20 protein-coding genes are annotated in these 25,107 nt (G+C 67.1%); 15 read left to right on the top strand and 5 right to left on the bottom strand.

From position 1 onward, the window contains the following. Position 1: 1 nt before the first annotated feature. On the top strand, positions 2-1,645 hold the full coding sequence (locus tag AC0KS4_RS07660; protein WP_238957727.1) for a (2,3-dihydroxybenzoyl)adenylate synthase: 1,644 nt from the start codon (positions 2-4) through the stop codon (positions 1,643-1,645). Between the two features lie 28 nt (positions 1,646-1,673). Here AC0KS4_RS07660 and AC0KS4_RS07655 read toward each other — a convergent pair whose 3' ends face one another. The 3 genes from AC0KS4_RS07655 to AC0KS4_RS07645 form a co-directional block, all read right to left on the bottom strand. Further along, positions 1,674-2,732, bottom strand: coding sequence for a 3-deoxy-7-phosphoheptulonate synthase (locus AC0KS4_RS07655; protein WP_238957726.1), 1,059 nt, complete (start codon positions 2,730-2,732; stop codon positions 1,674-1,676). A 292-nt stretch (positions 2,733-3,024) separates the two neighbouring features. Then, on the bottom strand, positions 3,025-3,816 hold the full coding sequence (locus AC0KS4_RS07650) for an iron reductase (protein WP_225326930.1): 792 nt from the start codon (positions 3,814-3,816) through the stop codon (positions 3,025-3,027). A 129-nt stretch (positions 3,817-3,945) separates the two neighbouring features. Further along, the gene (locus tag AC0KS4_RS07645) at positions 3,946-5,604 is read right to left on the bottom strand and encodes an NAD-dependent malic enzyme (protein ID WP_238957725.1); all 1,659 of its coding nucleotides are present in this window, start codon (positions 5,602-5,604) and stop codon (positions 3,946-3,948) included. A 936-nt stretch (positions 5,605-6,540) separates the two neighbouring features. Here AC0KS4_RS07645 and AC0KS4_RS07640 point away from each other — a divergent pair. From AC0KS4_RS07640 to AC0KS4_RS07595, 10 genes are all read left to right on the top strand, one after another. Then, the gene (locus tag AC0KS4_RS07640) at positions 6,541-7,932 is read left to right on the top strand and encodes a condensation domain-containing protein (RefSeq protein WP_238957724.1); all 1,392 of its coding nucleotides are present in this window, start codon (positions 6,541-6,543) and stop codon (positions 7,930-7,932) included. Positions 7,933-7,965: 33 nt separating this feature from the next. Continuing rightward, positions 7,966-9,612, top strand: a complete 1,647-nt coding sequence (locus AC0KS4_RS07635; RefSeq protein ID WP_225326933.1) for an ABC transporter permease — start codon at positions 7,966-7,968, stop codon at positions 9,610-9,612. Beyond that, the gene (locus AC0KS4_RS07630) at positions 9,612-10,958 is read left to right on the top strand and encodes a condensation domain-containing protein (protein WP_238957723.1); all 1,347 of its coding nucleotides are present in this window, start codon (positions 9,612-9,614) and stop codon (positions 10,956-10,958) included. Before AC0KS4_RS07635 ends, AC0KS4_RS07630 begins: the two co-directional genes overlap by 1 nt. Further along, positions 10,958-12,205, top strand: a complete 1,248-nt coding sequence (locus tag AC0KS4_RS07625) for a hypothetical protein (RefSeq protein ID WP_225326935.1) — start codon at positions 10,958-10,960, stop codon at positions 12,203-12,205. Before AC0KS4_RS07630 ends, AC0KS4_RS07625 begins: the two co-directional genes overlap by 1 nt. Positions 12,206-12,443: 238 nt before the next feature. Further along, the gene (locus AC0KS4_RS07620; RefSeq protein WP_225326936.1) at positions 12,444-12,770 is read left to right on the top strand and encodes a hypothetical protein; all 327 of its coding nucleotides are present in this window, start codon (positions 12,444-12,446) and stop codon (positions 12,768-12,770) included. A gap of 324 nt (positions 12,771-13,094) precedes the next feature. After that, positions 13,095-14,483 (top strand): PPE family protein, encoded by a 1,389-nt coding sequence (locus AC0KS4_RS07615; RefSeq protein ID WP_238957722.1) that lies wholly within the window; start codon positions 13,095-13,097, stop codon positions 14,481-14,483. A 413-nt stretch (positions 14,484-14,896) separates the two neighbouring features. Continuing rightward, entirely contained in the window at positions 14,897-15,382 is a 486-nt protein-coding gene (locus AC0KS4_RS07610; protein ID WP_225326938.1) for a hemerythrin domain-containing protein, read from the top strand. A 129-nt stretch (positions 15,383-15,511) separates the two neighbouring features. Then, on the top strand, positions 15,512-17,836 hold the full coding sequence (locus AC0KS4_RS07605; protein WP_238957721.1) for a nitric-oxide reductase large subunit: 2,325 nt from the start codon (positions 15,512-15,514) through the stop codon (positions 17,834-17,836). Positions 17,837-17,838: 2 nt separating this feature from the next. After that, complete coding sequence (locus AC0KS4_RS07600; protein WP_225326940.1) at positions 17,839-18,465, top strand: hypothetical protein; 627 nt, start codon at positions 17,839-17,841, stop codon at positions 18,463-18,465. Further along, complete coding sequence (locus tag AC0KS4_RS07595) at positions 18,462-19,232, top strand: slipin family protein (RefSeq protein WP_238957720.1); 771 nt, start codon at positions 18,462-18,464, stop codon at positions 19,230-19,232. Before AC0KS4_RS07600 ends, AC0KS4_RS07595 begins: the two co-directional genes overlap by 4 nt. Before the next feature lie 21 nt (positions 19,233-19,253). Here AC0KS4_RS07595 and AC0KS4_RS07590 read toward each other — a convergent pair whose 3' ends face one another. Further along, complete coding sequence (locus AC0KS4_RS07590) at positions 19,254-20,351, bottom strand: 3-keto-5-aminohexanoate cleavage protein (protein WP_238957719.1); 1,098 nt, start codon at positions 20,349-20,351, stop codon at positions 19,254-19,256. Positions 20,352-20,577: 226 nt separating this feature from the next. Between AC0KS4_RS07590 and AC0KS4_RS07585 the strand changes: the two genes are divergently transcribed. From AC0KS4_RS07585 to AC0KS4_RS07570, 4 genes are all read left to right on the top strand, one after another. Then, positions 20,578-22,101 carry a PucR family transcriptional regulator gene (locus AC0KS4_RS07585; protein WP_238957718.1) on the top strand — a complete coding sequence of 508 codons (1,524 nt, stop codon included), beginning with the start codon at positions 20,578-20,580 and terminating at the stop codon, positions 22,099-22,101. A gap of 186 nt (positions 22,102-22,287) precedes the next feature. Beyond that, entirely contained in the window at positions 22,288-22,914 is a 627-nt protein-coding gene (locus AC0KS4_RS07580) for an Rv1733c family protein (protein ID WP_238957717.1), read from the top strand. Between the two features lie 136 nt (positions 22,915-23,050). After that, positions 23,051-24,328, top strand: a complete 1,278-nt coding sequence (locus AC0KS4_RS07575; RefSeq protein ID WP_238957716.1) for an NAD(P)/FAD-dependent oxidoreductase — start codon at positions 23,051-23,053, stop codon at positions 24,326-24,328. An 86-nt stretch (positions 24,329-24,414) separates the two neighbouring features. After that, positions 24,415-24,882, top strand: a complete 468-nt coding sequence (locus AC0KS4_RS07570; protein ID WP_238957715.1) for a GreA/GreB family elongation factor — start codon at positions 24,415-24,417, stop codon at positions 24,880-24,882. Here AC0KS4_RS07570 and AC0KS4_RS07565 read toward each other — a convergent pair. Continuing rightward, a complete protein-coding gene (locus tag AC0KS4_RS07565) occupies positions 24,875-25,069 on the bottom strand; it encodes a hypothetical protein (protein WP_238957714.1) in 195 nt (64 codons plus the stop codon). The genes AC0KS4_RS07570 and AC0KS4_RS07565 overlap by 8 nt on opposite strands. Positions 25,070-25,107: the final 38 nt, after the last annotated feature.

Genomic DNA, 25,107 nt, shown 5'->3' with positions numbered 1-25,107 from the left:
CATGACCCCGAACACACCGCCGCCGGCCGGAGTCCTCGACGGGTTCGTGCCGTTCCCCGCTGAACGCGCCGCCGCCTACCAGGCGGCCGGCTACTGGACGGGACGGCCCCTGGACACGATCCTGACCGACGCGGCGCGGCAGTGGCCCGACCGAATCGCCGTGCTCGACGCCGTGGGCGGTACCGGCTTCAGTTATGCGGACCTCGACGACCAGGCTAATCGCGCCGCCGGGGGGCTGAGGGCACTGGGTATCGCCCCGGGCGACCGGGTGCTGCTGCAGCTGCCGAACAGCTGCCAGTTCGCGGTGGCGCTGTTCGGACTGCTGCGGGCGGGGGCGATCCCGGTGATGTGCCTGCCGGGACATCGGGCCGCCGAACTCGGGCATTTCGCCGCGGTCAGCGGGGCCACCGGGCTACTGATCGCCGACACGGCAGCGGGTTTCGACTACCGAACCATGGCGCTCGGCCTCGTCGAGGAACACCGCGCGCTGCGGCACGTCATCGTCGACGGCGACCCGGGACCGTTCACCTCATGGGCGAAGTTGTGCGAGCAGGCCCCAGTCGGCCCGCCACCCGCGCCGGGCGACCCGGGATCGCCTGCGCTGCTTCTGGTTTCGGGTGGCACGACGGGCACACCCAAGCTCATCCCCCGCACCCATGACGATTACGTGTTCAACGCGACGGCCAGCGCCGAACTCTGCCGGCTCACCTGCGACGACGTCTATCTTGCGGTGCTGTCGGCCGGGCACAATTTTCCGCTCGCCTGTCCTGGCCTGCTCGGCGCGATGACGGTGGGCGCCGCCACCGTGTTCGGCACCGATCCCAGCCCCGAGGCGGCCTTCGCCGCCATCGACCGCCACGGCGTCACGGTCACCGCCCTGGTGCCGGCCCTGGCCAAACTGTGGGCGCAGGCCTGCGAGTGGGAACCGGTGACTCCAAAATCCTTGCGGCTCTTGCAAGTCGGCGGCGCCAAGCTGGAGCCCGAGGACGCCCGCTTGGTGCGCGCCGCCTTGACGCCGGGCCTGCAGCAGGTATTCGGGATGGCCGAGGGACTGCTGAACTACACGCGCCTCGATGATCCACCCGACCTCACCGAGCACACGCAGGGGCGGCCGTTGTCTGCCGCCGATGAATTGCGCGTCGTCGACGGGGCCGGTGGGCCGGTGCCGGCGGGCGAGGAAGGCGAATTGCTGGTCCGCGGGCCCTACACGTTCAACGGCTACTTTCGCGCCGAGCGCGACAATGAGCGCTACTTTGACGCGCAGGGCTTCTTCCGCAGCGGTGACCTGGTCCGGATCACCGACGACGGCTACGTGGTGGTCACCGGCCGCGTCAAGGACGTCATCTGCCGCTGCGGCGAAACCGTTTCCGCGGTAGACCTCGAGGAGCAGATGCACAGCCATCCGGCGATCTTCTCGGCGGCCGCGGTGGCGTTGCCCGACCCTTACCTGGGCGAGAAGATCTGTGCAGCGGTCGTTTTCAAAGGACAAGAGCTTTCACTTGCGGAGCTGAACGGCTACCTCGACGAGCGTGGCGTGGCCGCACACGCCCGGCCCGACGTCTTGGTTCCGATGACCGCGCTGCCCACCACGCCGATCGGCAAGATTGACAAAAAGGCCATCGCCGGCCAGGTTTCGGCGCGCTGAGCACCGCACCGCACGCTGCACCCCGCGTTCAGCCCAAGGCCTCGTAGAGCTCCGCCAGCAAGCGCGCCGTGGTGCCGAAGTCCATGCAGGCGTCGGTGACGGATTGGCCGTATGTCAGTTCGCCACTGAGCGATTGGGCGCCGGCCACCAGGAAGCTCTCCAGCATCAGGCCGGCGATACCTCGCTCGCCCGCCGCGACGCGCGCGGCCACCTCGGCGGCGACCTCGGCCTGTCGCACATGATCTTTGGCGGAGTTGGCGTGTGAGCAGTCGATCATGACCAGCTCGGAAAGGCCGGTGCTGCGCAACCGTTCGATGGCCGTGTCCACCGAGGCCGCATCGTAATTCGGGCCGGCGGTGCCGCCCCGCAGGATGACGTGGCAGTCGGGATTGCCCATCGTTTCGACGACGGCCGCGCGGCCCACGTCGTCGGTTCCGAAGAAATGGTGGGGCGCCGCCGCGGCTTTGACGCCGTCGATGGCGACTTGGATGTTGCCGTCGGTGCCGTTCTTGAATCCGACCGGCATCGACAACCCGGATGCCAATTGGCGGTGCACCTGCGATTCGGTGGTCCGTGCGCCGATCGCGCCCCAGGCGACCGCGTCGGCGATGTATTGCGGGCTGGTGGGCTCCAAGAATTCGCACCCTACCGGGAGGCCGACGTCGATGATGTCGAGCAGCAGCCCGCGGGCGGTGCGGATGCCGCGTTCCACGTCGAAGCTGCCATCCATCGCGGGGTCGTTGATAAGTCCCTTCCAGCCGACGGTGGTGCGCGGCTTTTCGAAGTAGACCCGCATCACGATCTTCAGCCGTTCGGCGTACTGGGCGGCAAGCGGGGCGAGCCGGCGTGCGTAGTCCAGCGCGGCAACGGGATCGTGCACCGAGCAGGGGCCGACCACGAGTAGCAGCCGTTCGTCGTGGCCGGCCAGGATCGCCGATACCTCGTCACGGTCGCGCTGGACGACCTGGGCGCGCGCAGGGGTCAGCGGAAGTTCGGTGCGAATCGCGGCGGGAGCCGAGAGTTCACGGAAGGAGACGATCCGGTGGTCGGACGTGTCGACAGCTGTGGGTAAGTCGGTGAGGGACATGGTGGGTGTGTCTTTCTGTGTTGGCCGCCAGGGCACGCCCGCTGGTTCCCGATGCCCTGAAAAGCGAAAAGCAGCGACCTTGTGGTCACTGCTGGGCTCCGGGTCTCAGTCGTGCGGGTGCGTCAACCAGACGCCGCATCGCCGGCTCCACCCGGAGCCACGATAAAGCGCCAATACGCGCGCACGCCGATGTTCACGTCGGCGAACATACCACGCGGGGCCCGACGGTTCGAAAGCTGTCGGGCACGAGGGGGCCCGGACGGGCGCGACGACGGCGCGGTTTCAGTGCCGCTCAATGAGAGCCGGCGGGTGCGGTAAGCAAAGGCGCTGCCGCGCAGCGTGATCGGCGTACCGGCAGCCCGAATCCGACCATCGCGTCGAGGATGGCTTGGCTTCGGCGGGTGATCACGTGGTCGTCCACGGACGCCGCGCGTGGAATCTGTGCGGCGACCCCGATGGTCGCCGATCCCACGATGTGCCACATCGCCGTGATCGAGACGGCGCCGTTGCTGATTGCGTGCACCGAGTCGAACAGCCGCGTCAGGCTTCGGTGGCAGCGATGCGCTACCCAAATCGCCAGCGCCCCTTCGTTCGGCAGCGTTATCAGCCCCTCCTGGCGCGCACGCCACCCGCGGGCATCGCCGCCGGGCGCGACCACGCAGGGATCGTCGGGCAGCACGCGCAGCGTGGGGTCCACCACGGCGGCCCAATCGATCGCACCGTCCCGATCGCGGTGCAGCCAGAGATTCTCCAGGCCCACGTCCCAGGCCCTTCCTTCCAGCAGCACCAGCGGCAGCATCCGCCCGATGATCTCGTGGATCAGGCTGGCCGCCAGCTGCCGTGCGGCGGCGTGGGGACCGATGTTGTCCACGGCATCGTCGAACATCGCCCGCAGCAGGGTGTCGGTCCGCGTGGAATCGAGGGGCCACCAGCGATGTCGCGCGACATCGTCGAGCACGGCGATGCCATACACCAACGGGCACGCGGGAAAGAGTCCGCGCAGGCGACGGCTGGATTCATGGACCGGCAGCTCTCGGCGGATGTCCATCCCCGATATCAGCGGATGGTGAATCGCGGTGCGCACGTCGGCAACCTCCAGTATCGCGATTAGGTTAGGCTACCCTAAAGTAACGCGGTGGGCCAGCGCTCGCCCCGGGTCAGGGATGAACCCGCGCAGCGCCCACCGAACTCGTTGTGGGCGCCATTCCTGGGCTCACTGGCTGGCTGCGGTTGGATATCGGGGGCGCCACCGCACCTCGGCGATGCGTTCGCCGAGTTCCGCGTCGCTGCGGGCCGGGGCGACGCCGTCAGCCACCGCCTGCACGGCGACGGCGCGCGCGATGCTGACGGCGACATCGGGCACATCCGACCACGCGGGCAGCAACGGCTGGTCGGGATCCGCGAGAGCCGGCGACGCCTCCCCCAAGGTCTGGGCGGCGACGCGCATCATCTCGTCGGTGACTCGAGTCGCCTGGGCCGCGGTCACGGCCAGACCCATCGCGGGAAAGATGTAGACGTTATTGCATTGGGCGACAGGGCGCTCCACCCCGCCGCGGCGCAGCGGCGCGAACGGCGATCCGGTAGCGATCAGGGCGCGCCCGTCGGTCCACTGATCCAACTCCGCCGGGTACGCCTCGGCCCGGCTCGTCGGGTTGGACAGCGGGAAGATGATCGGCCGGTCGGTCTTGCCGGCGACTTCACGCACGATGGCTTCGGTGAACGCGCCCGCGGCGGTGGACAGGCCGAGCAGCACACCGACGTCGACATGGTGGACGACGTCGGCGAGCCCGACGCGTCCGGACACGCCCCAGCCCGCCACCCGGCCCGCCGGCTGGGCGAATCCCCGTTGCGCGTCGGAGAGGTCGGCGCGGTCATCCGTGAGGAGCCCCTCCACGTCGACAACCCAGATGCGCTCCGAGGCAGCCTTTTCGGACAATCCCTCGTTCACCATTTGGCGGCGAATCATGTCGAGCACCCCGATGCCGGCCGCACCGGCGCCGAGCATGACGACCTGTTGCTGCGACAGGGGGCGGCCCGCGACCTTGGCGGCACCGTGCAGCGCTCCCACGGTGACGGCGGCCGTCCCCTGGATGTCATCGTTGAAGGTAAGGAGTTTGTCGCGGTAGCGGGCGAGGATCGGTAGCGCATGTGTGGTCGCGAAGTCCTCCCACTGCACCAGCACATTGGGTAGCTGCTTGTGCACCGCGGCGACGAACTTGTCGATGAACGCGTAGTAATCGTCGTCGTCGATACGGCGGTGCCGCCAGCCCAGATACCGAGGGTCATCGAGCAGTTCGCTGTTGTCGGTTCCCACATCGAGCACGATCGGGAGAGTGCGAGCGGGGTCGATGCCACCAATGAGGGTGTAGAGGGACAGCTTTCCGATCGGGATGCCCATGCCGCCGATACCCTGATCGCCCAGCCCGAGGATCCGCTGCCCGTCGGTCACCACGATCACGTCCACCTCGCGCTGGGGCCGATTGTTCAGCACCTCCTCAAGGCAGTCCCCCTCGGCGTAGGACACGAACAGTCCCCGCGGCCTCCGGTAGATCTCACTGAAACGCTGGCACGCCTCTCCCACGGTGGGCGTGTAGACAATCGGCAGGGCCTCGGGGATGTGGTCGAGCAAAACGCGGTAGAACAACGTCTCGTTGCGGTCCTGCAACGCCCGCAGATAAATGTGCTTGTCCAGATCGTCGCGGCGAGTGGAGAATTCGTGCCAGCAGTGCTCGGCTTGTTGTTCGAGGGTCTTCACCGTCGTGGGCAGCAGGCCCATCAGGCCGAATCGCCGGCGCTCATCCTCGGTGAAGGCGGTGCCCTTGGTGGTCAGGGCATCGAAGAGCTTGGCCGACCCCCGGAGCTCATCGGGCATCGTTAACGTCCCTTCTGTAGGAATCTCGCGGGAGGGGAACGGCGGGTGTCGGACGACCATCGTCGATGATTCCCCAACTGTTTGTCTGCGCGTAACCCTGAGTCAACATTGTCAAATGTCAGTGCGCTGCCAAAACCTCGCGGTCGCCTTCGAATCCACGTGCGAAGCGTTCGGTCTGCGGGTTCGCCGAGGCGGGGTTCATTGAACTGTTGAACGCCCCAGGGAAACCGACGCGTTAATCGCCCCTGAGCTCCGCCTAATATTTGGACGAAACTGACGCGCAGTTTGCTGACAGCGCTGGGGATCCGGCCCAATCACGTGCCGACTTCGTATCGGCGGGAGCGTGCGACCCAGTGCCACCGCACTTTTGAGCATGGCTATGTTGTTTGCCCGGACCATCCGTGCCAGAAAGGTTCGGCTGACACTATTCCAATACGGCCATACATCACGATATGGTAACCGAGGCGCCGTTTCGGCAGGCCCAGCATCGTCTCGGGTGGCTTCGCCAAGACAGCGCTCTGTGGGTGGGAATCGACAGGTTGGTCATCGCGTCGAGATAAATGCTTGTTCGGGCAGCAGTTCTGTGTTAACGCACGCGCTTTAATGACCCCCCATCGTCGATGACCTCACACGGGCACGCGACGAGTTGTCAGAAGTTCCTGGGGAATTGCTCGGGCCCGAAAGGGGAATTCATGATTGCGCCGCAGGCGCGCCGGCGAGTCATCACTTTGCGCCGCTTGGCAACATGCGGGTCGCCAACTCACATCACGCTGAACTTAATCTCTCGCGCGCATTCGTCGACGCATCCGGCGGTGCGCCAATCGCCAGGCCCGCGTAGCGGGGCTCTTTGGGCCCTCAGCTCGTTCAGCAACTCATGCGCGGTGCCGTTAAGGTCATCCGAACTGGCGTCACCAGCTGACGGACGAAAGGTAACGCATGTTCTTGGGCACGGTTGAGGACTGGACGGCCGAGGGCACCGTCGTATCCTGGTACCCCACCGCGACCACCTATCGGCGCGCGGCCGAAGCGCAATACCATCCGGCGCCGGTCAGTTATCAGCAATCGCAACATCTTCGGTACTACCGACGCCAGGTCAGCCGGGGCCGTGATATCCCACGGTTGTGCATCGGGGCCTGGGAAATCAGCGGTGTCTGCGATATCGATGCGATGACGTACGCCGTGAATGCGCACCTGCGGCGCCACGACACCTACCACGACCGGTTTGCCTTCGGCGACGGCGACGAGGTCCTTCGCTACGTCATTGCCGACCCGGAGGTCATCACTTTGGCGCCAACGGATCTCGGGAGGATGGGCCCGCCGCAGATCCGCAAACTGCTTCTCGACACTCCCGATCCCCTGCAATGGGACTGCTTCACCTTCGGCGTCATCCAGGGCGACGACCGGTTCACGGTCTTTATCGCCGTAGACCACCTGCGCGCCGACGGTATGTCGGCCGGGGTGATCTTCCTCGACATCCAGACAATGTACTTCAGCGCGCTGCAGCAGGCGCAGAGTCCGTTGGCGCCCGCCGCCAGCCATCGCGAATACAGCGCGAATCAGCACGCGTACACCAGGAGCCTGAACGAAGAGTCGCCCGAGATCCGGTCGTGGCGGGCCTTTCTCGCGGCGAACAACGGGGCGCTGCCGAAATTTCCGCTGGAGCTGGGCGAGGCGGCCGCGGATACGCCGGGGGCCATCGACGTGTTCGACCTGATCGATGACGACCAGGGCCGACGGTTCGAAGCGGCATGCCGCGCCGCGGGTGCGCGTTTCAGCGGTGGCGTGTTCGCCTGCGCCGCCCTGGCCGAGCACCGGTTGACCGGCGCCGCAACATATTTCGGCCTCACGCCGTTCGACAACCGCCGGGATCCCGCCCACGCCACCGCGGTCGGATGGTTGGCCAGTTTCGTCCCGTTGGCAATTCCGACCGCCGGCGCCTCGTTCGACGAGGTCGTCGCCGCCGCCCAGGCATCGTTTGACGCGAACACGGCCCTGGGCGCTGTGCCCTACTACCACCTGCTCGAGGCGCCGGACCGATCGTCAGGCCCCATCGAGGTACCGGACCGACCGGTTCCGATGCTGTCCTACATCGACATTCGCAAGTTGCCGTTCGGCGACTACTTCGACGGCCTGCGCGCCGGTGTGTGGGGTGACAACCGGCTCTCGGAGACGGTGTGCATGTGGGTCAATCGCATGCACGACAAAACGCAGCTGGTGGTCGCCTACCCCGGCACCGACGTCGCCCGCGGGTCCATCTCGCGCTACGTCGAGACGATGCGCGCCGAGTTCACCCGGGTGGCCGACGCCGGGCTGAACAGCGATGCATGATGCGGTTTCCGTCCCGCCGCAGGAGGTCTCGGCATGAGTGCCCTGGTTGCACTCACCGCGCGGACCCTGTCAGGCTCCCGGCGCGATGCCGACCTACTGTTCGCGGCGCTGGCGCCTGTGGGCTGCTTCCTGGGGTTCACCTTGGTGTTGGGCAGTCTCATCCACACCGGTTCGATGACCTACCCGCAATATGTCCTTCCGGTGGTCATCGTGCAGGCGATGCTGTTCGGGGCGATGACCACCGCCGACCGCGCCGCACGAGACCGACTGTCCGGCTTCGGGTCTCGGCTTCGGACTCTGCCGCTGCCCGCGGCGGTGCCCCTGGCCGCACGGATGCTCTATTGCTTGATACGTTCGGTCATCGCGCTCGTCGCCGCTATCGCGGTCGGGTGGTTGTTTGGCTTCCGGATGGTCGGCGGACTGGGCGACACCGTCCTGTTCGTGATCATCGTCGTGGCGTTCGCGTTGGCGGTGTGCCTGGGCGCTGACGCCCTCGGCTCGCGGGTCGGCACCGTCGAATCGTCGAGCCAGTTGCTGCTGCTGCCCCAACTGGTCCTGGTCCTGTTATCCACGGGTATCGCTCCCGCGGAATCGTTTCCGACATGGCTGGGCCCGTTCGTCCAGCACCAGCCGGTCTCCCGGGTCACCGACACGTTGCGCGGACTCGCCGCCGGTCACGCAACGCGTGGGGATTTGGCGGTGGCATCGGCGTGGTGCCTTGGAATGCTGACGCTTTTCGGCGTTCTGGCGGTGCGGATGCAGCAACGCGCGGCCGGAGGAAGTGTCCGCGCGGCCCGGGCCGTCCGGATTCCAGCGCGGGATGCCCGGCAGGCGCGGGACGTGTCCGCCGAACAACCTCGCAGGGCGGTGAATGCCACTGCACCACAGGGGATTTCGTTCGCACCGTCACTGACCTCCTTCGTCAGTCACAGCGCCTCGGAGGCGGGGCGGCTCCTGCGTCGCTGGCGGCGCGACCCGATCGTCGCGGTGCAGGCGCTGCTGTTCCCGACCTTCCTGCTCATCGTCTACAAATTGCTGATCGGCAAGGCCGTTCTGGCCGTCACGGGACACGACAGCCTCTATGGTCTGGTCCCCATGTGTGCGGTGGTCGGCGCCGTGTTCGGAACCCTCGGCGCCGGTTTGGCTTTGCCGGCGGAGCGGGAGTCGGGCGTGCTGACGAGGCTGTGGGTGCAGCCGGTCCATCGGGCCAGCACCGTGGCCGGCCGGCTGGTCGCCGAGGCCGCCCGCACCACCGCGTCCGCCATTGTGCTCACCGTCTTCGGGATGGCTCTGGGTCTGCGATTCAGCTACGGCTGGATCGCGGCACTGGCCTTTGTGTTGGTGCCCGTGGCGATTTCGGCAGGGATGGCGACGCTGGTCATCGCGATCGCCGCCCGCGCGGACGGTAAAGCCATGGTGACCTGGCTGGGCGCGGGATGCGTGCTGCTGCTGTTCCTCAACACCGGTGTCGCGCCCGCCGGGGTGTTTCCGGGCTGGCTGCAACCGGTGGTGCGCTTTTCACCCATATCACCGACGATCGAGGCGATGCGCGCGCTCGCCGAGGGCGGGCCGCTGCTGTCGCCGATGTGGCAGGCGGGCCTGTGGGCCGGTGTACTGGTCGCGGTGTTCGCGCCGGCCGCGGTGCGCGGGTATCGCGCCGCCGCCGAGGCGGGCTGCTAGTGACGAGGCTGGGGCTTTTGGACCAGGCCGCGTTCCTGCGGTTGCGCGCCACCGGCCAAGGCAGCACGGTGCAATGCACGTGGGTCTACGACCGCGACGTGGACATCGACGAATTGCGGTCCTTCCGAGACAATCTCGGCGCCGGCCTGCTCGGGCGCCGGATCGAGCGTTCACCACTGCCATTCGGGCGTCATCGCTGGGTCGTCGACGACCGCTCGCCGGACATCGCGTGCGAGCCGCCGCAACCGCGGCGTGAGATCGGCGCGTGGATCGAACGACGAGCGCGGGTGCGCGTCGACCCCGAACACGGCCCGTCGTTTCACCTCGGGCTGTTGCCGTTCGACGACGGTGGGGCGGCCGTCACCCTGGTCGCGTCGCACTGCGTTGTCGACGGGCTCGCGATGGCGGCGGCCATCACCGAAGCGGTCAAGGGAGAACGACGCGATCGCGGCTACCCGCAGCGGAATTCGCGTGGCCGGTGGCGCGCGATTCGGGAAGATCTGGTTGACGCCGTTCTCGCCCTGCCGGCCGCGATCCGGGCGCTGATCGCGACTCTGGCGATACTGGTCAAGGCCTCGTCGGATCGGCAGGTTCACCCGCAGGCGCGGGCGCCTCGGGCGCACGATCCAATGGGTCAGGGCCAGAACGCATTCGGGTCGGTGACGATACAAACCGACGCCGCGGCATGGGACGCACGTGCCCGCGGCCTCGGCGGCAGCAGCAACACGCTGTTCGTCGCATTCGCCGCTCGCGTGGCGCACCGGATGGGCAGGGTGCTCCCCGACGGATGCTCCGTGACGGTGGTGCTTCCGGTCAGCGATCGCACCGCCGATGACGACCGCGCCAACGCGCTGACCTCGATCACACTCACCGTCGACGGCCACGCGGTGGTCCACGACCTGAGCGGCGTGCGTGCAGAAGTCAAGAACCTGCTGACGTCCCTGGATCGACAACCCAACGAGATGCTCGCCGGATTGCCACTCATTCCGTTCACGCCGCGATGGGTGGTGCGTCGCGCCGAGGGCATCGCCATGTCGTCCGGCCAACTACCGGTGGGTTGCTCCAACGTCGGCAACCTCGATCCCGCCGTCCGCCGCATCGACGGTGCGGACGCGACCGAGTTCTCGATGCGGCTGGCCGAGCAGGGCATCACGCAGTCGCGCATCGCGCAAACACGCGGCCAATTGTTCTGCGCCACAGGAACGGTCAACGGCAGCCGATTTCTCACGATCGTCGCCTACCAGAGCGGCGCCGGCGACACCACAGCGGCCACGCGTGAGCTCGCGCGTGGCGCGCTGGCCGACCTGCGGTTGTGCGCCGCCACGGTCTACGAGGGCGGGATGTGATGGTGGACCTCGGCCTCGAGGCCGATCAACGCACACGCCGCCGTTACGTAGCTATCGCCGTCGCGATCGCGGCCTGGGCGGCGGCCGTGCTGTGGTTCGCGATCAAGGTCGTTCCGCTCGACGTGTACTGGATGTCGTACTACACCGCCGACTACACGCACGGCTTCGTGCGCCGCGGGCTCGCCGGTGAGCTGGTTCGGTTGGCCCCACGCCACTACTTCACGGCCACGCTCGGCTTGCGGTGGTTGTCCACCGCGCTCTATTTGTGCGGCCTGGCAACGGTTGCCGGTGTGGTGCTCTTCAGTCGCCATCCGTCTGAACGCAGGCTGCTGGTCGCGGGGGTGATGCCGTTGTTGCCGTTCGGTGTCCCGTTTGCGGCCTTCTCGGCCCGGCCGGACCTGTTCGGCGCGGCGGCTCTGGCGGTGTTCAGCTCGGCGTTGGCGCTCACGCGTTCCCGGCCCGTCGCGACGGGCTGGTGCGCCGGCTACGGCGCCCTCATCGCCGCGCTGACGCTGGTGCACGAGGCGATAGGGCTGCAGTTCGCGTTGGGGGCGCTGCTGGCCATCGCCGTCCTCGGCGGCGCGTTGGAAACGGCCCAGCGCCGTGGCATGGTGCTGGCCGTGTTGCCGGGCGTCCTCACCACGGCCGCCGTGGCGGCGTTCGGTCGCCACGACATCGCCCGTCAACTGTGCGCGGCGGTGCCGCACCACCCGGTGCCCAACCCCTTTGCCACGGTCACATCGCCGGCGACGCTGGTGCGCTATGTGTTTGCGGGGCAACCGAGTCAAACCGATTATCACGACTGGGTGTGCCGCAACGTGATGCCGAACTACGACAACGGAATCGCGGACGCCATCCGGGCCGTCGGGAACATCGGCGCGCTCGGTCTCACAGTCTCGGTGATCTTCGGTGCCGGTGCCGCCGCGGTGACGGTGTGGGGTCTCAGCGTCCTGTCGGGCGTACCGCTGCGCGCGTTCGTCGAGGTGCTGCGGGGGCAGACTACCTGGGTGACCACTGGCCTGCTGTTGATCGTCCCGGTCTTTCTGACCGGCTTCGACTGGACCCGCTGGCTGACGATCGTGGCGTTCGACGTTGCGGTCGTTTTCGTCCTTTTCGCAGCGCGCAGGCCGGAGATCGATCAGCCGCCCACGCCAAAAACGTTGCGGTTGTTCATCCTTCTCGTCATCGCGCTCGCCGTGATCCCGGTAGGCGCGGTTCCGGGTTTCGGCGGACCGCGGATGGTCTGACGACGCCGCCCTTTTCGAGCTGGCGCACGATCGATGCCGCACCAACGTATGTCGATCATCGTTTTGCTGGACGTGACGGCTTGGCTGGTGATGTATCGCGGCTGGTAGAGTGCATGGCACTGTGAATTTCGGAGTGGGAATGTTTTCACGGTGGCCGCGAGGACAAGCTGCGCTGGCCATCGTTGCTGCGCTGACCCTCGTCGCAGCTGTACTCGGTTGCGGGGCTTTGCGAGCCGAAATGGCCGCCAACGCTTCACCGCCGGAGGTGGCGGCTTCGTCGGTCAGCCCGCTTTCCAACCCGATATACCCGGACCACGAGTCGGTTCCGGTGCGTCGCCTCGGCGTCGGCTCCACTGTGAACGACGACAAGGCGTTCAAGAGTGCCGCGTTAAAGCGCGATCGCGGAAGCACTTTCGCCCTTTCCACTCCGCGGCAGTCCGGCTCGTCGGCCCCGCCCGCTGTCGGGGTAATCTGGTCACAGCAGCGCGTCGATACGCCGGCGCGCGCGCCGGCGACCAGCCCCGTCGGGCACAATATTTTTCAATACTGCGTCGCCCGTTGCTGATCGGGCACACCGGCTCGTCGGCGTGCAACACCCTCGCACGGCGAGCTGGACGCTAGCCGCTCTCAGCTCCGGCGCCCCCGGCATCCGCTGATCGGCTTGTCTGGGCTGTTTCAGCGATGCGTTGTGGCCACCACACCCGGCACCGCCGCGAAATCCGGCGTGCCAGTTAACGGAATTCCGAGGTCACGGGCGTCCCAGGTCGCTGCGTGATGCGTTGGGCGCTTGGACTTTTCACCACCACTTCGACTGCTGACCAGATGTCGCGTGCGAGCACCGCGGCATCAGCAAGGTCCGCCCAAAGAGTCACCAAGGACAGGGATAGGCATGGATTTTGGCGCGTTACCACCGGAGATCAACTCCGGTCGAATGTATTTGGGACCCGGTCCCGAAAGTTTGCTGGCCGCCGCGGCGGGATGGGAGACGCTGGCCGCCGAGCTGACTGATGCCGCCGGCAGCTACCAAGCCGTGATCGCCCGTCTCACCGACGAGTCCTGGTCGGGGCCGGCGTCGATGTCGATGGTGGCCGCGGTCATGCCCTACATCACGTGGATGACGGCGACCGCCGAGCAATGTCAGCAGGCCGGCGCGCAGGCGACGGCCGCCGCGGCAGCCTTCGAAACCGCTTACGCAATGACGGTCCCGCCTCCGCTGGTCGCCGCCAACCGCGTTCGGCTTCTGGCATTGATCCAGACCAACATCTTCGGGCAGAACACGCCTGCGATCATGGCCACCGAGGCCGAGTACAGCGAAATGTGGGCCCAAGACGCGACCGCGATGTACGGCTATGCCGCCAGTTCGGCGTCGGCCTCGGCACTTTCGCCGGTGGCGCCGCCACCCCCGCAAACGACCACTTCGACCGCCGTCGCCGGCCACATCGGCGCCGTCACCCACGCGGCGCTCCAGTCCGGCAGCACCGCCCACGCGACGGCGACGCAGTGGGCCTCCTCGGTGCCGCAAACCCTGCAAGGCCTGTCGACACCCGGCTCGTCCTCGAGCACCGGGCTGTCGCAGGCGGCGATGGGCACGGGCGCTTCGCTGGGATCGTCGGGGGCCACCGCCCCGCTCAGCGCGCTGTCGGGTCTGACCAACGCCTCCGGCAAGGGGGCGACAAAGAGCGCGAGCACGGGCGCGGGCGCCGCGACGGGACTTGCCTCGACGCTCGCGGCCGCACCTGCACTCGACGGTGGCACGGGCGCCCTGGCCGGAGAAGCGGCCGGGTTCGGGGCCGATGGCGCCGGCCTGATCGCCGACACCGGCGGAATCGGAATAGACCTCTACGGCCTCGATTTGGATTACCAGGGGCTCGGTTTGGACTACCAGGGATTGGCGCTGGACTACGCGGGCGCCGGTTCCATCCTGGGGGCCGAGGGCGCCGGCGGAGTGGAGGGCATAAGCGGTATGGGCGTCGCGGCGGGCTTGGGAAATCTCCCGCTGGCAGGAGTGGGCCACGGCGCCGCGGCGGGTGTGGGCCAAGCCAGCTCCCTGAGCACGTTGTCCGTGCCACCGAGTTGGGCCGCCACCGTGTCGTCGGTCACGCCGCTGCAGGCTCTCCACTCCAGCACCATGCCGGGCGGATGGGCCGCGGCGCCGACCCCCGGCCCTACCGTGTCCAAGTTGCCGCTGGGCGGCATGGTCGGACGCGAATCCGAGGGCGCGGTTCAGCGCGTCGGCCTGCGTGTCTCGCTCATTCCGCATTCGCCGGTGGCCGGGTGATGCGCCGACGCCGACCGCGGGCCGTCACGGAGGGCGCGAGCTCTCCGAATCCGAAGGAACGCGCGACCGGGCCGGCGGCCCGAAAACCGCTGGCGTTCATCGCAAACGCTTCGATGTGCGCTGCCGTCATCGTGGCGTTCGGGGCATCGACACCGGCGCAGGCCGGCGCCGATCCGGATCCGGGTGGCCCCAGCCCCAATCCCTTCGGCGGCCTCAGCTGCAGCTGCCCACAGCCCGGGCCCGCCGGCAGCCCTGGTCAGAGACAGCAGCTCATCGGGGGAATGCAGCAGGGGCTTGCTGTCGGGCAACGGGAACCGAACGTCGGTTCGTCGCCGGCAAGGCCCCCGGCTTGACCGATTGCCCGCTACGAGACCGACCTCCCCGATCCGCAGACCGACGTAGAGGAGCACGTGATGCCCGACCGGGTGTTATCCGCCGAACTCATGCGGCAACACCGCGAAATCGCCGCTGCGATCGAATGTTTCATCGAGAAGCTCGGTGGCGGCGACCGGCACCCCGAGCTGCTGAGGGCGACGATGGACGCGCTGCGTCGGCACATCTACCTGGAGGAGACTTTCCTGTTCCCGCCAATTCGGAAGGCGGGGATCATGATGCCCATCTTCGTGATGATGCGCGAACACGGCCAGCTGTGGCGGACGATGGAAGCCTTGACGCGCCTGCTCGCTGACCGGACGGGAGGTCCGCGACTCGACGCTACCTGCGACCAGCTGCTGGACCAGCTGCACGAGCACAACTTCAAAGAGGAGCCGGTGGTTTACCTGCACGCCGACTACGAGTTGCCGGCGCCAACGAGCGCGCAGCTGACCCGGTTCGTCGTCACGGGCCGCATACCCGATGGATGGGTGTGCCAGCAGGCGGGTACGAAACGCGCTCGGTAGTCGGCTAACTGGATCATGCGCCCACCGCGGCGGGCGTGATGCAGCTCATAGTGAATTTCTACAATCGCCATTGTGTAATTACCCGGACAGATTTCCCTCCTTCATCCAGCCCGAGGAGCGCACCGGCACATGGCAATCCGATCAGCACCGTCACGACCTACCACGCCAGCACCCTCCACCTCGTTGATCGGCAAGGGTTGGGCTCAGGGCGTGGCCCTGGTGATGATCTTTGGGTTCTTGGTGATGGGCATTTTGGTGTACCGGACCTACACCGCCTCAATGCCGTTGCCGGCCAACGTCGTTAGTGAATCGGGCGAGGTGCTGTTCACCGGCGCCCAGATCACCCGCGGCCAGGAGCTTTATCAGGCGCGCGGCCTGATGCAGTACGGCTCCGTGCTGGGGCATGGCGCTTACCTGGGGCCCGATTACACCGCGGAATATCTGCGTATGTCGACCAACGATGTGGCCGCGCAATGGCGGGCGCAGGGGGCGGCCGATGCCAAGGAGCGGGTGGTGGCCGAGTTTCGCGCCAACCGCTACAACGCCGACACCAAGACTCTGGTGTTCACCGATAAGCAGGCGGCCGCCTTCGATCACATCCAACAGCATTACGCGGATTATTTCGGGGAGAAGTCCACCAAGTACGGACTATTGCCGCGCATGATCACCGGCAAGGCCGACATCCATGACCTCACTGCGTTTTTCGCGTGGACGGCGTGGGCGTCCGCCGCCGAGCGGCCGGGTCACAGCTACAGCTACACCAACAACTGGCCGGCCGAGCCGCGGGTCGACAATGGGCCCACCGCATCGATCGTGGTGTGGTCGGTGTTGTCGCTGGTCACCCTGCTGGGTGGGACCGGGATCATGTTCGCGGTGTACGGGCGGTGGAGCCAAAAGATCGGGTGGCACAGCGCCGAGGCATCCACGTTGTCGTTCCGCCAGCCCGGCGAGGTGGGACTAACCGCCTCGCAGCGCGCCGCGATCTGGATCTTCGCGATCGTGTCGGTGCTGTTCTTGGCGCAAACCCTGATGGGTGGCGCCGTCGAGCACTATCGCGCCGACCTGTCGGCATTCTACGGGCTGGACCTGGCCAAGCTGTTGCCGTTCAACCTCGCCCGCACCTGGCATGTGCAGCTGTCGCTGTTTTGGACGGCGGCCGCGTTTCTGGCGGGCGGGATCTTCCTGGTGCCCTTCATCAGTCGCCGCGAACCGCGACGGCAGAGTTGGCTGGTCTACGGCCTCCTCGGCGCGCTGGTCTTGGTCGTCGGCGGCTCACTGATCTGCGAAGCCCTCTCGATCTACGGGGTGATTCCCGCGGGCGGCTTGTTCTCCCAGCAGTGGGAATTCCTCGACCTGCCGCGGTTGTGGCAGATCCTGCTGACCGTCGGACTGTTCTTATGGATCGCCATCATCTGGCGTGGCATCCGCGGAAAGCTCAAGGGCGCGTCGAAGATGAACCTGCCGTGGATGTTTTTCTTCACCGGCCTGGCGATCCCCGCCTTCTATGCCGTGGGCCTGTTGGCCGGCCACGACACCCACTACTCGGTCGCCGACTTCTGGCGGTTCTGGGTGGTGCACCTGTGGGTGGAGGACTTCCTCGAGCTGTTCACCACCGTAATGGTGGCCTACATTTTCGTCCTGCTGGGGGTGGTACGCGAACGCATCGCGCTCGGAGTGATCTTCCTCGATATCATCCTGTATTCCGCCGGCGGTGTGATCGGCACGATGCACCACCTGTATTTCTCGGGAACCCCCGTGGAACACATGGCACTGGGCGCGTTCTTCTCGGCGGCCGAAGTGATCCCGCTGACCTTCCTGACCGTCGAGGCCTGGGCCTTCCTTCAGCTAGGGTCTCGTCAACAAAGCCACGAAACACCGTTCCCGCACCGCTGGGCGGTCATGTTCCTTGTCGCGGTGGGCTTCTGGAACTTCTTGGGAGCAGGCATCTTCGGGTTCCTGATCAACCTGCCCATCGTGTCCTACTACCAGATCGGCACCGCACTGACCGCCAACCACGCCCATGGAGCGATGATGGGTGTGTACGGCATGCTGGCCGTCGGTCTGGCGATGTTCGCCTTCCGTTACGCGATCCCCGCCGCCAAGTGGCCGGAAAAGTGGGCGCGGCTGTCCTTCTGGTGCATGAACATCGGCCTGGCCTGGATGGTGTTCGCCACCCTGCTGCCGCTGGGGGTTTTGCAGCTGTACCACTCCGTGAGCACAGGGTATTTCGAGGCGCGTTCGCTGGGCTACCTCACCCGCCCCGGCAACTCGCTGATCGAATGGCTGCGGCTGCCCGGCGACTTCGTCTTCATCCTGGGTGGTGTCCTGCCGTTCGTCTGGATCGCGTGGACGGCGATACGCAACGTCCGCCGCGCGCCGGCCAGCGACGAACTGAACGAACACCCGCTCTACACCGAACTCGACCCGGTCCCCTCGGCATCGCAGAAAGGTTGACGATGGCGTCCCCTACCGTCGCGGCCTGGCTGGTTGCCGGCTATGCACTGGCACTGGTGGCCACCGCCTGGGGTGTCGACATGATGGCGCGGCGGGTGTCGCAGCGCGCCGCGCAGTGGCGCAGCGGCCGATTCCGTTATCACGCCGATCATGACGCGTGGGTGTGTCCCGAAGACCACTGGCTGTGGCCGAGTTCCTTCGATCCGAAGCATCGGGTGATGCGTTATCGGGCGAAGCCCAGCGTGTGCAACAGCTGCCCGGTCAAATCGACCTGCACGACCTCGGAGCACGGGCGCGAAATCAGCCGCGAGATCGACCCCTGGCCGCATTCCGAGGCAGGACGCTTTCACCGCGGAATCGCCTGCTGCGTAGCCACTTTGGCGGTCGTGATGCCCCTCGTCATGCTCGCCAGGCTGCACTCCCCCGCCGACCTGCTGGTTCTGATCGGCGCCATAGCCATCGCGATGGCGGCGGGGTTGCCGCTGGCCGGCCATTTGTGGCGTACCCCGTCAGACGCTCCCGAGCACGTGGCGCACCGCTCGGGGATGGAAGACCAGGTGGCCGTCGCGGTCGACCGCTATTCGACCCGCTGGGGCGCAGGCCGATCGGAGAAGGGCGCCGCACCGTGAGCGCGCGGCTGATTGTCGCTGGTCTGACGATCGCGGGGCTGCTGATCGTGCTTGCGCTCGTTTCGCTGGCGGTGGTGCGCGAGTACGAGCGCGGGGTGGTGTTCCGGATGGGGCATGCCCGCCCGCTTTACGGGCCGGGGCTGCGATGTTTGATTCCGCTGGTGGACAAGATGATCCGGGTCGACCAGCGGGTGGTCACGTTGACCATCCCACCGCAGGAAGTGATCACCCGTGACAACGTGCCCGCCCGGGTCAATGCGGTGGTGATGTTCCAGGTGGTCGACCCCCTCAAAGCGATTCTCGCCGTGGAAAACTACGCAGTGGCCACCTCACAGATCGCGCAAACCACCCTGCGCTCGCTGCTGGGCCGCGCAGACCTGGACACCTTGCTGGCCCAACGCGAGGATCTCAACAACGATCTGCGGACCATCATCGAGGCGCAGACCCGACCCTGGGGTATCGAGGTCCGGGTCGTGGAGATCAAGGATGTCGAGATCCCCGAATCCATGCAGCGCGCGATGGCCCGCGAGGCCGAAGCCGAACGCGAACGCCGCGCCAAGGTCATCAACGCCCGCGGCGAACTACAGGCGTCCGACGAGCTGCGCCAGGCCGCTGAGACCCTGTCGAAGAATCCGGCCTCGCTTCAACTGCGGTACCTGCAAACGCTTTTGGAGCTGGGCGCCGACCAGAACTCGACCGTGGTGTTCCCACTGCCCGTCGACATACTCACGCCCTTCCTGCGTCGCTCACTAACACCCCCGTCGTAATCGTCGGCCGGCGAGCCGTTGTCACATCTCGACGCGGATCGCCCGTTCCGGGCAGCTCGCCGCGCCCTCGATGGCCTTCTCGAGCAGGCTGGCATCGACATGGGGCTTGACGACGACGCAGTAGCCCTCGGCATCGGGTTGGTAGATCTCCGGCGCGTGCGAGTAGCAGACACCCCATCCCATGCACCGATTCCGGTTGACGACCACCCTGACCAACTCGCTTTCGTCCACCTCGGCCGGGGCGAAGCGGGCACGCGCGTCATCCTGCGTGGCCGGGGTGAGTCCCCGTTTGGTGATGAGGTTGACCGCGCGTTCCACCATCTGGGCGTTGGTGGCGGTCCGCGATATCGATGGGCAATCCCCGATGCCGACCCGGATGCCGAGCCCGCGGTTGAGCGCATGCTCCCAAAGCTCTTGGCGCCGTTCGGCGGAGCTCATCGCATACGGAACGACGACGATCTCGTGGTCGATCCACGTCGGGACGCGCGAGACCAGGTAGTCGAGGACGTCGGGGTCGGGATCGCTATGGGAAACCCAGCGATCGGAGAAGAACAACTTGATGTTCAGCGGTTGCCGCACGATCCCAATGCGGGCCGCCAGTATCACCCAGCGCAGGTCAACGTCGTTGAAAACACCGATGCTGGGCACCAGGCCCAACTTGGTGAACCGGTCGAGTTCGGGCGGGTAAGACGGATGCGAACCGTTCGGACCGCTCGAATCGACTGTCTTGAACTGGTTTTCGTCCTCCTGCCACAGCACACGCTGGACGTGTTGAGCGGGGTCGAACGGCGCGAACAGCAGTCCGGTGCCGGCCGGTGGATGCTCGGCCAGCGCCCAGATGTGGTCGAGGCTGCCGGCGTAGCCGGGATAGGCCAACGGGTCGACGTCACGGGCCGCGGTCGCCAAGATGGTGCGCGAGACCTCGTCGTCGGCCCACGCCTGCCGACCGTCGTCGTAGCGGGCGTGGAATTGGACGGCCGTGGCTCCGCCCTGAATGCACTCGACCACGTCGCGGGCCGTCTCTTCAGCGCTGTACGGCACATTCGGGTTTTCGTCCTTACCGACGTCTTCGTTGACCCCGACTTCGAGGTACACCTTGCCGTCGTCGCGAAAACTCATTGCGTCGCTGCCCTTTCTTCGCAGATGTCCGTCGCCGGCCGTTGGCTGATCGTGGCCCACGTGGTCCATGCCCGCCCTATGTTTTTACAAGTGATATTGTGAAAAGTCCAGCCGGCCACGCGACGCGGTTTCCGGCTCCGCAGCCACAACCGCCTCGCTGCTCGCGATCTGGGGGCACAATTCAAGGCACCTCCCTCTCGTTTCTGAACATCGTTGGAGCCGGCGCATGATCACACTGGACCGCCTGGTGAACGTCCTGGGTGGGTATGGCGTCCGATTGCGTTGGTCCTCGGTGCCACGGTCGACCGAGCTGCGCAGCGTGGTCGTCCACGAGCCGTCCGCCGAACGCCCGGTGGTGGGCGACGTCTTGCTGGCCATCGGCGCCGGCTCACTCGACGAGGCAGTGCGCTGGGCGGCGTCGGCGCGCGCGGTCGTGGTGCTGCTGCGCGACGGTGAGACACCGGTGACCTTCGACAGCAACGCCGACGTCGGCGCGGTGATGGTCATCGATGAGACGGTGTCATGGAGCGCGGTGGCGGCGGTGGTCTACGGCCTGGTGCTGGAAGGCCGCGAGACCGAATCCGGGCGCGGCCCAACCGATCTCTTCGCGCTGGCCGACAGCTTGGCAGACGCGATCGGCAGCGCGGTCGTCATCCACGATCGGCTGTTGCGGGTGTTGGCGTATTCGAGGCTGCAGCACCATGCAGACCCGGCGCGGGTCGAGACCATCCTCGGACGGCAGACGCCGGAACCGCTTCGCGCGCTGTTGGAGGAGCGGGGGGTACTCGCGCACCTGGCGGCCTCCGACGAGCCGCTGTTCATCGCCGAGGCACCTGACCTTGGCTTGACCGGGCGCATGGTGGTTGCGGTGCGATCCGGCGCGGAACTGATCGGGTCCGTGTGGGTGGCATGCCCGGCACCGCTGGGCGACGCGGCGCGCAGGGCCCTGGCCGACGGCGCGCACACCGTGGCCCTGCATCTGCTGCGGTCACGCGCGAGCGCGGACCTGGAGCGCCAGGTCGAGTCCGAATTGGTGATCCGGTTGCTCGAGGGCGGCGCCGACGCGCCCACGGTGGCGAGCAGGCTGGGCCTGGCGCACAACGGTTTGCGCGTCATCGCGGTGCAGGCGTTCGTCGGAGCCGACCGCGATGCCGCGCTGTTGTTGGCATTCGGGCGCGCCACCACCGGGTTCGGCTGGTCACGGCCGGGGCGCAGCGCTTTGGCGGGCAATATCGTTTACACCGTGCTCCCCGGCGAGGACGCGGTGACGGCGCGGCGCTGGGTGACCGCCTTGCAGGCGTCCCTACCCGAGCGGGTGACAGTGATCGCCGGGGTCAGCGGTGTGGCCGAGGTGACAGATCTCGCCGCCGCACGCCAAGAGGCCGACGAATGCCTGGCGTTGCACGAGATGTCGCCCACCGCCGCGCCTCCGGCCTACGACGAGTCATGGGACGACATCCTGCTGCAGCGGCTGCGGGCCGCGGCGCGCTCGGGCCGCGCGCCGACCCGCGGGCCCGTGGCCGAACTGCGCCGCCATGACCAAGCCAACGGCACCGACTACGTGCTGACGCTGCGGGCGTGGCTACAGGCTCAGGGCGACCCGACCGAGGCCGGCGAACGGCTGGGAGTGCACGAGAACACCGTCCGTTACCGGCTGCGCAAGATGGCTGAGATCACCACCCTGTCGTTGGACGACGCCAGAAAGCGGCTGGCGATGATGATCGAGCTCGCGGCCACCGACACCGATTGAGCGACGGCGCTGTCGGAATACGACAAAGCGCCGCGGCGCCATTGTCTCGTATCGGCAAACCTCGCCCCACCCCTCCCGGCCATCATGAGGTTGTCCACCTAAGGCCGGGTTTTCGGTAGCGGGGGTGTTTCCGTCCGCCGCGTGCGACCGTCAAGCCCGCGCCGACCCGTCGACAGGAAACATCCGATGAGCACCCAACGTCCCGATCACCTTCGGCCCGCCGGCGACCCGGACGACGGCGCCGCCATGGAGAGCTTCACCGTGCCACTGCCGCGGAGGCTGTCCTCGCGGTTGTTCGGGCGCAACCCGCTGATACGCGCCAGCGACCGGCTGGAGGCGCTGACGTTGGTGCTGGCCGTTGCGATCTCGCTGGTGGCGGTTCCCATCGGGGCCGCCGTGGGCACCGCCGTCCACGAGTCCAGTAGCCGCGTTCACGCCGAGCAGGCCCAAGCTCACCGGCAGGTGACCGCGACGTCCACCGGGGACAGCCACCCGCGCAGGGCCCTCGACAGCCCAACGGTGACGGTGCCCGCACGCTGGTCGGTCGACGGGACCGAACACAGCGGCGACGTCACCGCGCCCTTAAACGTGAAACCCGGTGACAAGGTAGAGATTTGGGTCGACGGCTCGGGCGCCCCGGTGCGCCCGCCGGTACGGACCGCCGTCGACGAGGGCGTGGCGTTCGCCGCGGCGACCTGGTCCACCGTGAGTTTGTTGGCGGTGGGCTTATTCGGCGTCGTCCGTATCGCGCTCGACCGGTCGCGCTACGCCAGATGGCAACGGGACTTCGACAACCTCGTCGGACATCGGTGAGATAACGGCAGCAACAGCGTTGTCGGTTCGGAACAACGGCCCACGCCCCCGTTGTCGAGTTCCGGCAAACACGGTGGCACCTGCGCACACCACCATGGACATCACCAATCGAGAAGATCAGCTGCGGAGGTGCGCGATGGGTGGCGTCGAATCTATTGACGGCGGACCCAGATCCGTGATCGTCGTGGGCGCCGGCATCGTCGGATTGTCCACGGCGTGGTTCCTCCAGGAACGCGGAGTCGACGTCACGGTGGTCGACCGCACGGGCGTCGCCGCGGGTGCGTCATGGGGCAATGCGGGATGGATCGCTCCGGCATTGACTCTGCCGCTTCAGCCCCCCGGCGTGCTGCGCGACGAGCTGCAGGCCCGTCGCGAACCGGCCACGCCTACGCAGGTGCCGTCGACCCTGGGCGCGCACCTGGGGGCCATATTCATGCAGCTCTCACCGTCGCATCGGCGTTCGTCGTCGCAGTCGGCCCTGCGGGCCGGCGTGGCGCTCAACGAGGACTGCATCGAAGCCTTCGATGTGCTGATCGCCAACGGCGTCGATGCACCGGTCACCGACGCGCCGATCACCGCGCTGTTTCGCAGCACCAAAGAGGCGCAGCGCATGCTGGAAATGCTGCAGCAGCTCGAAAACGCCGGACAGCCAATGTATGTCACCGCACTCTCCGGCGCGGCGTTGCGTGAGCAAGTACCCCTGGCCACGCCCGGGGTCACCGCGGGCCTGAACATCAATGGTCAGCGGTTCGTCGATCCCCGACGATTCGTCGAAGCCCTGGGCCGCTCCGTGATGGCCCGCGGGGCGGCGATGCACAGGCGGGAAATCGACGACGTTCACGGCTCCGATCGCGGTGTCGTAGTGCACCCGCGCCGCGGCGACCCGCTGACCGCCGATGCCGCGGTCATCGCCACCGGTGACCGGTTGTCGCGGCTGGCCGGTCGGTGGCTGCGCGTCCCGGTGCAGGCCCAGAGCGGTTACTCGTTCACCGTGCCGGTGGACCGGCCGATACTGGCGCCTATCTACCTGCCCGACATTCGGGTGGCGTGCACGCCCTACAAAGGCGCGCTGCGTGTTTCAAGCGCCCTGGAACTTCGCCGACCCCATCAGCCGCACCCACGCGAGCGGGTGGAGGCCATCGCCGCCGCCGCCAGTTCCCTGCTGGACGGGGTGGATTGGGCCGCGCGCAGCAACGTATGGGCCGGTGCTTGCGCGGTTCCCCCCGATGGGCGGCCACTGATCGGCGAGCTGGCGCGCGGTATCTACGTGGCCGGCGGGCACGGCATGTGGGGCTTGGCACACGGCCCGGTGACCGGGCGGCTGTTGGCCGAACACATCACCACCGGCAAGCAGCCCCAAGCTCTCGCCGAGTTTGACCCGCGGCACAGAACCCTGCGCAACGCCGCCCGATAACCCCGAACGCAAACCTCCCGCGAAGTCCCGACCGCGAGAACGTTTCTCGAGTGCACTCGAACGCTGTCAGAAGAAAGGGAAAAGATATGACTAGCACACAACCCGCATGGATTTCGCCGCAGGCCTACGAGCGACTCCAGCGGGAACTGGCCACGCTGCGGGAGTTGTGCGACACCAACGCCGTTGGCGATGCCACCGACGAAAATTCGGTCGCTGTCCAGCGTGCGTGGCAGGTGCGCATTCGACGGATCCATGAGCTGTTGGTCGATGCGGTCGTAGGTGAGGACCCGCCCGATGACGGGATCGCCGAGCCCGGAATGGTTTTGACCATCCGCTACGACGACACCGGCGAGGTCGAAACGTTCCTGTTCAGCGTGCGCGGCGCCGAATACGGTGGCATGGAGGTTTATTCGATCCGATCGCCGCTGGGCGCCGCCATCGCCGGCGCTCGACCCGGCGAGCGGCGCACCTACACCCTGCCCAGCGGTGTCGCGCTCACCGTCACGCTCCTGAAGGCCGTTCCCTACGGCGTCCACCTGGCGGGCCTCAGCTGATGGCCGTCCCGTGATATTCGATGTGATCGACCCGCTGGCGACGATGTTTCTTCTGATCGCAGCGATCTTCCTCCTGATGGCCGTCGCGTATGGGCGGATGTGATGTCCGAGGAAGCGTCCCACCGGCGGGCGTGAGGAGTTCAAATCCGCCCGCCGAGGCGACGGCGATCGATCTCTGGGCGTTCACCCCGAAATTCCTTGCGGCTTCGGCCGGTTGAGGTCCAT

The sequence above is a fragment of the Mycobacterium sp. NTMscope_MAC_12 genome (assembly GCF_976985675.1).
The sequence above is the reverse complement of the archived record's forward strand: the minus strand, read 5'-3'. Positions and strand labels throughout refer to the sequence as shown.

Coding starts and splice junctions, on each gene's coding strand:
- AC0KS4_RS07660 (WP_238957727.1), top strand. CDS start 2: ATGACCCCGAACACACCGCCGCCGGCCGGAGTCCTCGACGGGTTCGTG.
- AC0KS4_RS07655 (WP_238957726.1), bottom strand. CDS start 2,732: ATGTCCCTCACCGACTTACCCACAGCTGTCGACACGTCCGACCACCGG.
- AC0KS4_RS07645 (WP_238957725.1), bottom strand. CDS start 5,604: ATGCCCGATGAGCTCCGGGGGTCGGCCAAGCTCTTCGATGCCCTGACC.
- AC0KS4_RS07640 (WP_238957724.1), top strand. CDS start 6,541: ATGTTCTTGGGCACGGTTGAGGACTGGACGGCCGAGGGCACCGTCGTA.
- AC0KS4_RS07635 (WP_225326933.1), top strand. CDS start 7,966: ATGAGTGCCCTGGTTGCACTCACCGCGCGGACCCTGTCAGGCTCCCGG.
- AC0KS4_RS07625 (WP_225326935.1), top strand. CDS start 10,958: ATGGTGGACCTCGGCCTCGAGGCCGATCAACGCACACGCCGCCGTTAC.
- AC0KS4_RS07620 (WP_225326936.1), top strand. CDS start 12,444: ATGGCCGCCAACGCTTCACCGCCGGAGGTGGCGGCTTCGTCGGTCAGC.
- AC0KS4_RS07615 (WP_238957722.1), top strand. CDS start 13,095: ATGGATTTTGGCGCGTTACCACCGGAGATCAACTCCGGTCGAATGTAT.
- AC0KS4_RS07610 (WP_225326938.1), top strand. CDS start 14,897: ATGCCCGACCGGGTGTTATCCGCCGAACTCATGCGGCAACACCGCGAA.
- AC0KS4_RS07605 (WP_238957721.1), top strand. CDS start 15,512: ATGGCAATCCGATCAGCACCGTCACGACCTACCACGCCAGCACCCTCC.
- AC0KS4_RS07600 (WP_225326940.1), top strand. CDS start 17,839: ATGGCGTCCCCTACCGTCGCGGCCTGGCTGGTTGCCGGCTATGCACTG.
- AC0KS4_RS07590 (WP_238957719.1), bottom strand. CDS start 20,351: ATGAGTTTTCGCGACGACGGCAAGGTGTACCTCGAAGTCGGGGTCAAC.
- AC0KS4_RS07585 (WP_238957718.1), top strand. CDS start 20,578: ATGATCACACTGGACCGCCTGGTGAACGTCCTGGGTGGGTATGGCGTC.
- AC0KS4_RS07580 (WP_238957717.1), top strand. CDS start 22,288: ATGAGCACCCAACGTCCCGATCACCTTCGGCCCGCCGGCGACCCGGAC.
- AC0KS4_RS07575 (WP_238957716.1), top strand. CDS start 23,051: ATGGGTGGCGTCGAATCTATTGACGGCGGACCCAGATCCGTGATCGTC.
- AC0KS4_RS07570 (WP_238957715.1), top strand. CDS start 24,415: ATGACTAGCACACAACCCGCATGGATTTCGCCGCAGGCCTACGAGCGA.